5 protein-coding genes and 2 pseudogenes are annotated in these 8,122 nt (G+C 59.0%); 3 read left to right on the top strand and 4 right to left on the bottom strand.

Annotated elements, in window-relative coordinates; genetic code table 11:
• Window positions 1–1,349: 1,349 nt before the first annotated feature.
• Both NKI64_RS31925 and NKI64_RS31920 read left to right on the top strand, forming a co-directional pair.
• On the top strand, window positions 1,350–1,907 hold the full coding sequence (locus NKI64_RS31925) for an SDR family oxidoreductase (RefSeq protein ID WP_352672059.1): 558 nt from the start codon (window positions 1,350–1,352) through the stop codon (window positions 1,905–1,907).
• Window positions 1,904–2,632, top strand: coding sequence for an SDR family NAD(P)-dependent oxidoreductase (locus tag NKI64_RS31920; protein ID WP_352672057.1), 729 nt, complete (start codon window positions 1,904–1,906; stop codon window positions 2,630–2,632). The genes NKI64_RS31925 and NKI64_RS31920 overlap by 4 nt, the downstream gene beginning before the upstream one ends.
• Before the next feature lie 158 nt (window positions 2,633–2,790).
• Here the strand turns inward: NKI64_RS31920 and NKI64_RS31915 are convergent, their stop codons facing one another.
• Entirely contained in the window at window positions 2,791–3,027 is a 237-nt protein-coding gene (locus NKI64_RS31915) for a hypothetical protein (protein ID WP_352672055.1), read from the bottom strand.
• Window positions 3,028–4,170: 1,143 nt separating this feature from the next.
• Here NKI64_RS31915 and NKI64_RS31905 point away from each other — a divergent pair.
• Window positions 4,171–4,331: pseudogene (locus NKI64_RS31905) on the top strand (IS630 family transposase); the annotation flags it as partial.
• Between the two features lie 637 nt (window positions 4,332–4,968).
• On the opposite strand, the gene NKI64_RS31900 reads toward NKI64_RS31905, so the two are convergent.
• The 3 genes and pseudogenes from NKI64_RS31900 to NKI64_RS31890 form a co-directional block, all read right to left on the bottom strand.
• Window positions 4,969–5,877 (bottom strand): LysR family transcriptional regulator, encoded by a 909-nt coding sequence (locus NKI64_RS31900; protein ID WP_352672053.1) that lies wholly within the window; start codon window positions 5,875–5,877, stop codon window positions 4,969–4,971.
• A 387-nt stretch (window positions 5,878–6,264) separates the two neighbouring features.
• Window positions 6,265–6,630 (bottom strand): annotated as a pseudogene (locus NKI64_RS31895) (IS66 family transposase); the annotation flags it as partial.
• A gap of 170 nt (window positions 6,631–6,800) precedes the next feature.
• On the bottom strand, window positions 6,801–7,799 hold the full coding sequence (locus tag NKI64_RS31890) for an isopenicillin N synthase family dioxygenase (RefSeq protein WP_352672051.1): 999 nt from the start codon (window positions 7,797–7,799) through the stop codon (window positions 6,801–6,803).
• Window positions 7,800–8,122: the final 323 nt, after the last annotated feature.

The following is an 8,122-nucleotide window of genomic DNA, read 5'->3' as shown; positions in this document are numbered from 1 at the left end:
TAGGGCAGATGGTCAGCGGCGGCGCGCCGGTCGGCACCTGCTGCCGCCTCGCAACGAGGGTTTCAAAACTCGTGCCAATTGGCCGAACGAGGCGAAGAAAACAATTTTTAGTGCATGTTTTCAGCAATTTGGCCCGAGTTAATAAGAGAAATTGGCTAAATAAGCCTCTGTATCGCTGGCCCGACAAAATGACAGAATGTCGGATGGAGTCACCTGAGACCGCTATACGTTGACGTCGGGGAGCCACAACGGCAGGCGACGCCTTTCTCCTCCCCGCGTGCGGCAGGGCTGTTCGGGGAAACGGTCTGGGAATGGAAAAGGCGGCGGGCGCATGCCCCGTATGACGGCGGCTCTGGTTTTCGAGACTCAGAGGGGACGAGGCATGCGGGTTTGCTTGCGGAACGTGTTGTGCAGAAATTCAGAAGCCTGCTTTTGTAGACGGAAAGTAGCGCCTGACGATTCAGCCATCTAGGAGAGGTAGGAACCAATCCCGCGAGTTCAAAGGGGCTGTCGGAAGGGCTGAACGCTTTGATATGGAATATGGATCGGCCAGAATGGGCCACTCGTTATGGAAACCGCGGTCGGACATGGAATAAGGCGCAGCGCTTGAATGACGGGCGGTTCCGCTTCCCCTCGCGGTAGGAAGCTTGCCCATTAGTTCCGGGAAACGCCCGGCGCTGACGCACTGTCGGCTTTGTCGCGCTCTTGACGATGGCAGTTCGGCTTCGTTGCTGATGCGCTCTCATCTAAACCTTTGAATAATCTGCAGAACAATTTTTTCTGATGCTCCTTCTGCTCAGTTGGCATGACTTTTGAAGCCTTGTAGCCAGGCTGCAGGAGCTGCCGGGGCGGGTGGCAGAAAGCGCCCGGCGTATTGCCAAGCACTTGGCCAGAGGAAGCCTAATGGACGAGAGGATGCCTTTCCAGGCAAATGGCGAAACTCAGGCGCGCGCCGCCCAGCTTTGGGAGAATGCATCGCGCAATGCGCTCAATGGGTTGGTACGCTTGCTGTTCGCCAAGGGTCTTTTTGAACGAGACGGATTATTGTGGGCCTGCGATTGCCACCAAACCGGGCTCCCCCTTTGGGTGTCACGCCGCGACTTGTATTTCACCCGAGCTGCGTCGTGCACCTGCGGAATATTGCAAAATCGGGGTCCTCCGAAGCGTTGGACGAATCCGGCGCCCGGTACCAAATCGATGCTCCCTCCGGTCTTATAGGGCAGGTCGCGGCTGCCCTGGCATTTCGCCTGCATCGGACGGACTGGAGAATCTTTTGCGCGACGCCTTTGAACCGGATCCAGTTCATACTGGCAAGGCGGAGGTTCGGGCACCCAAGAAAAGAGGATTCAATGCAGATGCTCGCTCCACCAATCAAATTGAAACTTCGGACATCGAATGGCGCGCCGGGCGCAGCCCGGGAGGCGGCCTCGTGCGATGTTGCGCATGGCCGTCAGATCAGGCCCACAGAGCCGTCCGCCCTAGCCCAGAAATTTGTACTTGGTATCGCATACCGAGCGCTCGAGGCGGTGCGCTATAAGGCGTCGATTCCTTCGGAGGCAGAAACACAACTATCCATGTTGCGGTCGCTCAGGGCGACGCCGACTTCACCGCGCAATGCAGCGCTCGCGTCGCTGACTCAGTGGATGGGCCGCGAGCGCGCGGGAGAAGGTGCCCGGGTCCACGCGGTCTGCCACAACGAAGTCGACACGCCGTTGCTGCGCACCGGCTTCGCCATACGAGGGCTGGATCCGAATACGGCGATGGCCGACCTAGACTACTCGGTACCGCTTGTTCGCCTCGCGCGACCGGAAGACATCGCTCATGTTGTCCTCTTCTTGGCGTCCGATGCCGCGCGTTACATATGCGGCGCGCTTGTCGAGGTGAACGGCGGAAAGGCTGTGGCATGAGCCGCTTAGCCGGGAAGGTCGCCCTCGTGACCGGCGCTAGCAGCGGCATTGGGGCGGCAATCGCCGACAGGCTTGCCGGCGAGGGAGCCAGGGTCTTTGCGGTTCAGCTTGAGGGTGCTGGCCGTATAGAAACAATAATCGCGGACCTTTGCGACCCCGACGTTCCGGCCGTGATCATTGACGATGTCGTTCAACAGGCTGGCCGGCTCGATATCCTGGTCAACAACGCCGGGCGCATGGTTGAAGCCAAAGTAGATGAGACGGGGCTGGACGAGTGGCGACGCACAATGGCGCTCAACCTTGATGCTCCTTTCCTGCTGATCCGTCGTGCCATGCCTCATCTTTGCAGAAGCCGCGGCGCCATCGTTAACATCGGCTCGATAGAGGGATTGGCGTCCAACCCCGGGCATGCGGCCTATTGTGCCTCGAAGGCAGGGCTGCATGGCCTGACGCGTGCCGTGGCGGTCGATGGCGGGCCAGACGGGGTGCGTTGCAACGGCGTGGCTCCTGGCTGGATCGATACGGATCTCAACGCCAATTTCGTCGCCGCTTTGCCCGAGCAGGCGCGGGGGCGGCTGGGTGCCATTCATCCGTTGGGTCGAACCGGCCGTGTTGAGGAAGTCGCGGCTATGGTCGCATGGATCGCCTCCGACGAGGCTTCATTCGTCACCGGCCAGATCTTTGTCGTGGATGGTGGCCGCACTGCCAAGCTAAGTCTTCCATAAAGGTAAGATCGCCTTCCGAAGGACCTCAAACGTCGGTGTGGAACGCCATTCTTCCGCCGGAGCAGGAGAGCCCGGCTTTTGAAGACAGGCTCGGCTGCGATAGGCGGATCATCGGCTGCCGGCTGCGCAGGACTGGCGGCTGCGCGGCGCCTTATCCGTCACCCGCGACCACCGGCATTGTCGTCGAGCTGAGGCGTGGGGGCGCGAAGAGACCCGCCGGACGCAAGTTCAGGCTTCTCGATCAAGCTGCCGCACGATTTCTCGACCGAGAGCAATGGCGGAATCTTGACCGCGATCGCGAGAAAGACTCGGATAAATGGTGCGGCAATTGATTTCGCCGTCAATGCGGCCGCGAGTACGGTTTGGAAGAAGAAGGCACGGCCGGAAAAACCCACCGACAACCGCCTTGTGGCTTCAGGCCAGCGCAGCGGCGCTAAATGGTCGCGACCAGGAATAAATTCGTCAGCATCGCATTGGCGGCGAGGTCAACGTACCAAGCTGGGCGCCCTGCCGCGTGAACAGCATGTAGGCTCTCACGAGCACGAAAGAAGGGATCACGATGTCACCGCTGAGGAGAAGCATCCGCCTTATCACAATCATGTTGAACGTATGAACGCGGGACAGCCCGTGACCGCCGCGATGGACACTGGTCAAACTGGCCTCCCTTAACATCGCAAGTTTCCGAAACGCCTCCAGGGCTCCGGTCCACCGCCGTGATCAAAACGTTAAGAGGTCCCCGTTGCCGCGCATGGATGCAGCATGAGTGACATGGTTTTGAAGGAAGCGGCTGTACTGGGGCGTATGGCAGAATCGGTACGCTGCGGACGGCGAGAATGGTGAATTGCTCGGCGACGGGTGAATTTGGATTGAAGCGTAGCTTACCTATCGCTTGCGCGTCGGATGATCATCCTGATCAATTAGAAATAGCACCGGCGCGCTGCGACGCACCACCGTCCACTGGACCGCTCGCTTCTCCCCTCTTCCGCACTCAGGGCTTTTCACGGGGAGCGCAGTCCTGTTCGATGGGATTAATGGGATTTTTTTGAAGGCCGGCGGAGCGGCTTTCGGCGACTTGACGAGGCATTTGCCGATTAAGGCGGTCGATCCTCTGGATTTTGGGCAGACCCCTCCTCATGCCGGCTTCCCGCCAGGCGGATGGAGGGCTCCGATCATGGTCCGCAGATTGTAGGCGCAGGCGGCCAGCATGCACTACGTGCGGTTGGTGACGAGGTTGAAGAAGCACAGGCGCCATATGCTGTAGCGCCCCTTGAACACAGCGAAAGGACGCCCGACCGCCGCCCGCACCTTGGCGGTCGGCCGGTTGCGTGGCGCGCCGGCAGCTCGGGGTCGTGCTTGTTGGGCCGCCGCATCAGCCGGTCCTTGATCTTGGCCTCAGCGAGCCGATCATGCCTGGCATGGGTGTAGTAGGCCTGATCGCCATAGGCCGCGTTCTCATCGCCGCAGATCAAGCTGTCCGCCGGCTAGGTGCCGGTGACCGAGGCGTCGCTTACTTCGACACGCCGGATCAAGGTGTGTTCCCGATCGAGCAGGTCTGGCAAAATTTACGCGCTAACTTCCGCTCCAACAGCGTCTTCGACACATCGACGACATCATCGGCACCGCCTACGACGCATGGGAAAGGCTTGCCGCAAAGCCCGACGCAATCACCTCAATCGGAATGCCGAAGTGGGCACATTGAGGTCATTTGTGAGGGCCGTTGGTATTAGCACGTAACCGTAACGCATTTGCCTGCCACCAAAGGGCCGGGCCACACATGATCGGCGCCGGAAACGAACTTACCGAAGTTATGAATTTTGCCAGTCAGTCATGAACTTGTAGGCGGCCGGCTCGGGGGCAACCTTTGGCGCTATTTTACATCCTCGGATCAGATTGTTCCCTTTCGATCTGCTCGAGTAAGGCGCGAGATTGCACGCAATCCCCGGGATACCGGCACGCATCAGACTGACCATCCGCGCAGCAATGCCGTGCGTCCACCGCCCCGAGTTTCTCTCTCGACGTTTCGAAAGGGGCCATTCCTGTCGATCGCGATGTCTCACCCGGAACGCCTTGCGGTCTCCCGGAACATCGCAGCGAGAAGCTCTCGACCGCCTGCCGAACCCTGTCATTTTCGGCGGACCGCTTAAGTCGGAACGTACGGTACGGTGCATCGGTGGCATTTCTTCCTGATCCGTGGCGGCATGAGCAGCGAGCCACGAAGCTCCCATTCGAACGAGATTTCTGAAGAACCCACGCCCAGTGAACGTCATCCCGACCCATGATGCCGATCACCGCACCACTATGCCTTCGGACCATGCAAAGGCGCGCCGGCACGAGTTCTAACTTCGAGCGTCCCGCTCTTCGGCCGAGATCTTCCGCAACCACTCGCGCAGCCGCTCGGCCCACAGCGATAGGGTCCGATTGTCATTCCAGGTCAGATAATATCCTCCCGGGGCGTCCAGCTCGAGGTCGGTATTCCTGACGAGCTTGCCCGCTTCGACCGATGTTCGCACCAGCCGGTGCCAGCCCACCGCAACGACCTGATCAGCCTGGGCGGCTTGCAAAGCCACGAAGAACTTGCTGAACCTATGGCCACGAAGCGGCTCGCGGGGAATCCAGGCGCGGCGCAGGATCTCGTCCCAGCCGGCCCAGTCGGGTTCGATCCACTGAACGTGCAGGAGTGGCAGTTCGGGCAAGCACTCGGCGGCCACATCGCTGTGCTCCTGGGCGAAGCCGGGATCGCAGACAGGATCGCCAAACAACAGTTCCGCTCTCTCGTAAGGCCATGAGCCGAAGTCATAGCGGATACGCAGCTCGACTTCCGCGCGCCGATGGTCGCGTGAACTGTCAGAAATCACATGGTCGACCGTGATATCACCATGCCGTGACCAAAAGCGCGGCATGCGGAGTACCAGCCACATCGACGCGAACGCATCGGTAGAGGCAATCGTGACATTCCACGAACGACCCCCGCGTTTAATGGTCCTGACGACCTGGGACGCCTTGGAAAAACTCCTTGCCAGCACGGTGTAGAGGTCTTTGCCATCGCTGGTAAACATCAAGCCGGTTCCTGATCTTACAAACAGCGGAACACCAAGGTCGTCCTCAATGGCTTTGATCTGCCGACGGATCTCTCCCGACGTCATGTCAAGCTCGGAAGCCGCAAGCTTGAACGAGAGATGGCGTGCCGATGCCTCGAATACCTCGAGGGCAGTGAGGGACGGGAGATCATAATAGCGATGGTCCATTGAACCCTCCAATCAGATCGGCAGAGAGACTGATCAATCATCACCGGCCTTCGTGACGGATTGCGGCCGTCCGTGTGGCCCAAGCAAGTTGCGTGCCGAATTGGCGCACCGTTTTAGTTGCACCACTCACCCATACCCGACGGCCGGTTCTGGCGACCGTTACGTCAGGTTTCCGACATTCTTGTCCAGCTTCGGACACAAGGTTTGTGGATAGACATGCGCGGGATCATCACACTGACGAGGTCGGATCCGGCCACCGTATAGGAGTATGAAGAAGCCCCCCATCACGCCACCGTTTCCCTGCCGAGGTGGTCAGCGCGGGAGGTCAGCGGCGAAACGGTTCGCCATTGGGCGAGAAGCTCGGACGTAGGGCTAGCTGCGACCGGCCTTGCCGCTCGCCAGGATCGGCACGTTGGGGGCCGCACCATGCAGACGCTTCGCAGCAAACACCATGCGCCTCGATCAGCGCGTGCACCGGCTTCAAAAGCGCGGCACAGGCCCGACCTGGTCCGCCAGCGCGGTGATAGCGCTCGCTCTGCAGGTTCAACGGCTAATGCTGGGCAAACTTCTCAAACAGGATCATCGCCAAAGGTTCGGCCCAGCAAAGCCGCGCGGCGTCACATCACATGGCCAGTTCGACGGAGTGGCAATGACCATGCGTTCGCGCGGCAGATGCTCGGGACACAGCTTCCTTGACTGTCGCTTGCGCTCGAAGGCTCTGAGCTTTGTCGACGACCGAGCCGCCACCGTCGCTGTGCCTGACAGTATTCCTTCACCCATGGCGCTTTATCTGAAATGCATTCGGCGGGCGACTTTCGAAAGCCCGCCCGTTTGCGAAGTGGCTCGCCAATGTATCTTGACATTGTAGCTCTCCGCAATGATGCGCGGCAGGCAGTGTCGCGGGAGTAAGTGCCTGTCCGCACTCATCCGGCATTGGCCAAGTGAGCGTAACTTGCTGCGAAACGCCCGAATTTGTGCTCACCGCAAGTCACCGGCTTGTAGCGAAGCGGGTTGCTGTCCGTAACACATGAGGGCAATGGTTCGATGATCGCATTGAAATCAGCGTCGATAAAGAATGGGATCGAGTATCGCTCGCGTCCCGAGGTATTCACCACGCGGTGCATGTTCGCCAGGTATAGATCGTTCGTGAGCCGCTGAATCAGATCGCCAATATTGATTACGAATGTGCCGTGGACCGGAATGCCCTCGACCCAATCGCCATATCGGTTCATGACCTGAAGACCACCCACGTCGTCCTGCGCCAGGATGGTCAGATTGCCGTAATCCGTGTGAGCGCCAATACCGATGATCTCTTCGCCAACACAGCCACTCTGCGGCGGGTAGTGAAGCAGGCGCTGAATGCTGATGGGGTTGCGCGTGAGGTTCTCGAAATAGCTTTCCGACAGGTCCAGACTGAGCGCAATGCCCTGCAAGAGTTTTTTCGCGAGGTCCACCATCTTTTGATGGTATCCGTATGTCAGTTCCCGAAACTCGGGCAGACTTGAGGGCCACTGGTTGGGGCCAAAGAACGGACCTTCCAGCGTCGGACGTTCAGGTCCGAAGTCAAAGCACTCCTTCAGATCTTTCGTTTTACCCGGATCGGTGTTCTCCCCGAACGGCTCAATGTATCCGCGAAGGGCCACATCGGATTTGCTAACATGCAATGTCATCTTGTGCGACATGGGCAGATCAAAGAACCGGCGGCTCACATCGAATACCGAATCCACAAAATCCTGAGCAATACCGTGGTTCTTCACATACATGAACCCAGTGTTCGACAAGGCCCAACGTATCTCCTTGGCCACCACCTGTTTGTTGCTGCCATCAAGAAGCGGCGCTATATCAACCAGGGGGATCTTGTCAAAGCTTTCTCGCTTAGCGCGAAGTTTGTCGTCCAGTCTGACCACGAGATCCTTAGACATGAGTACACCTTTGTTTGACAATGGGAGTTGGCACAGCGATTTTGGGCAGTTTTCTTTTGTTTAACTGGCCCGTGAAGAACTGTCAGGAAGCCTGGATTGCTTGTGCGATGCGTTCTTTCGGGCTGCCGTGCTCAACCAGGTGAAGAACCCGAGCTCCTTGGCAGGGCATAGTAACCCCTCGCGATCTTGGCGTCGTTTTGCATCGGCTGCCAGCTTCGCTAGCGAGATTTGCGGTATCGTGGTCATGGCCGCTCCTCCCTTGGTGCGTTGGCCTTCTCGGGCACCTGGAAAACCCAGTAATGCGCATCCTCCTCGGCGACGTA

Origin of the sequence: Mesorhizobium sp. M0478, from assembly GCF_040321305.1 — a bacterium.
In the GTDB taxonomy this organism is placed as follows: domain Bacteria; phylum Pseudomonadota; class Alphaproteobacteria; order Rhizobiales; family Rhizobiaceae; genus Mesorhizobium.
Note: the sequence above shows the minus strand (reverse complement) of the source record. Positions and strands in the feature narration are given on the sequence as shown.

Coding starts and splice junctions, on each gene's coding strand:
- NKI64_RS31925 (WP_352672059.1), top strand. CDS start 1,350: ATGCAGATGCTCGCTCCACCAATCAAATTGAAACTTCGGACATCGAAT.
- NKI64_RS31920 (WP_352672057.1), top strand. CDS start 1,904: ATGAGCCGCTTAGCCGGGAAGGTCGCCCTCGTGACCGGCGCTAGCAGC.
- NKI64_RS31900 (WP_352672053.1), bottom strand. CDS start 5,877: ATGGACCATCGCTATTATGATCTCCCGTCCCTCACTGCCCTCGAGGTA.
- NKI64_RS31890 (WP_352672051.1), bottom strand. CDS start 7,799: ATGTCTAAGGATCTCGTGGTCAGACTGGACGACAAACTTCGCGCTAAG.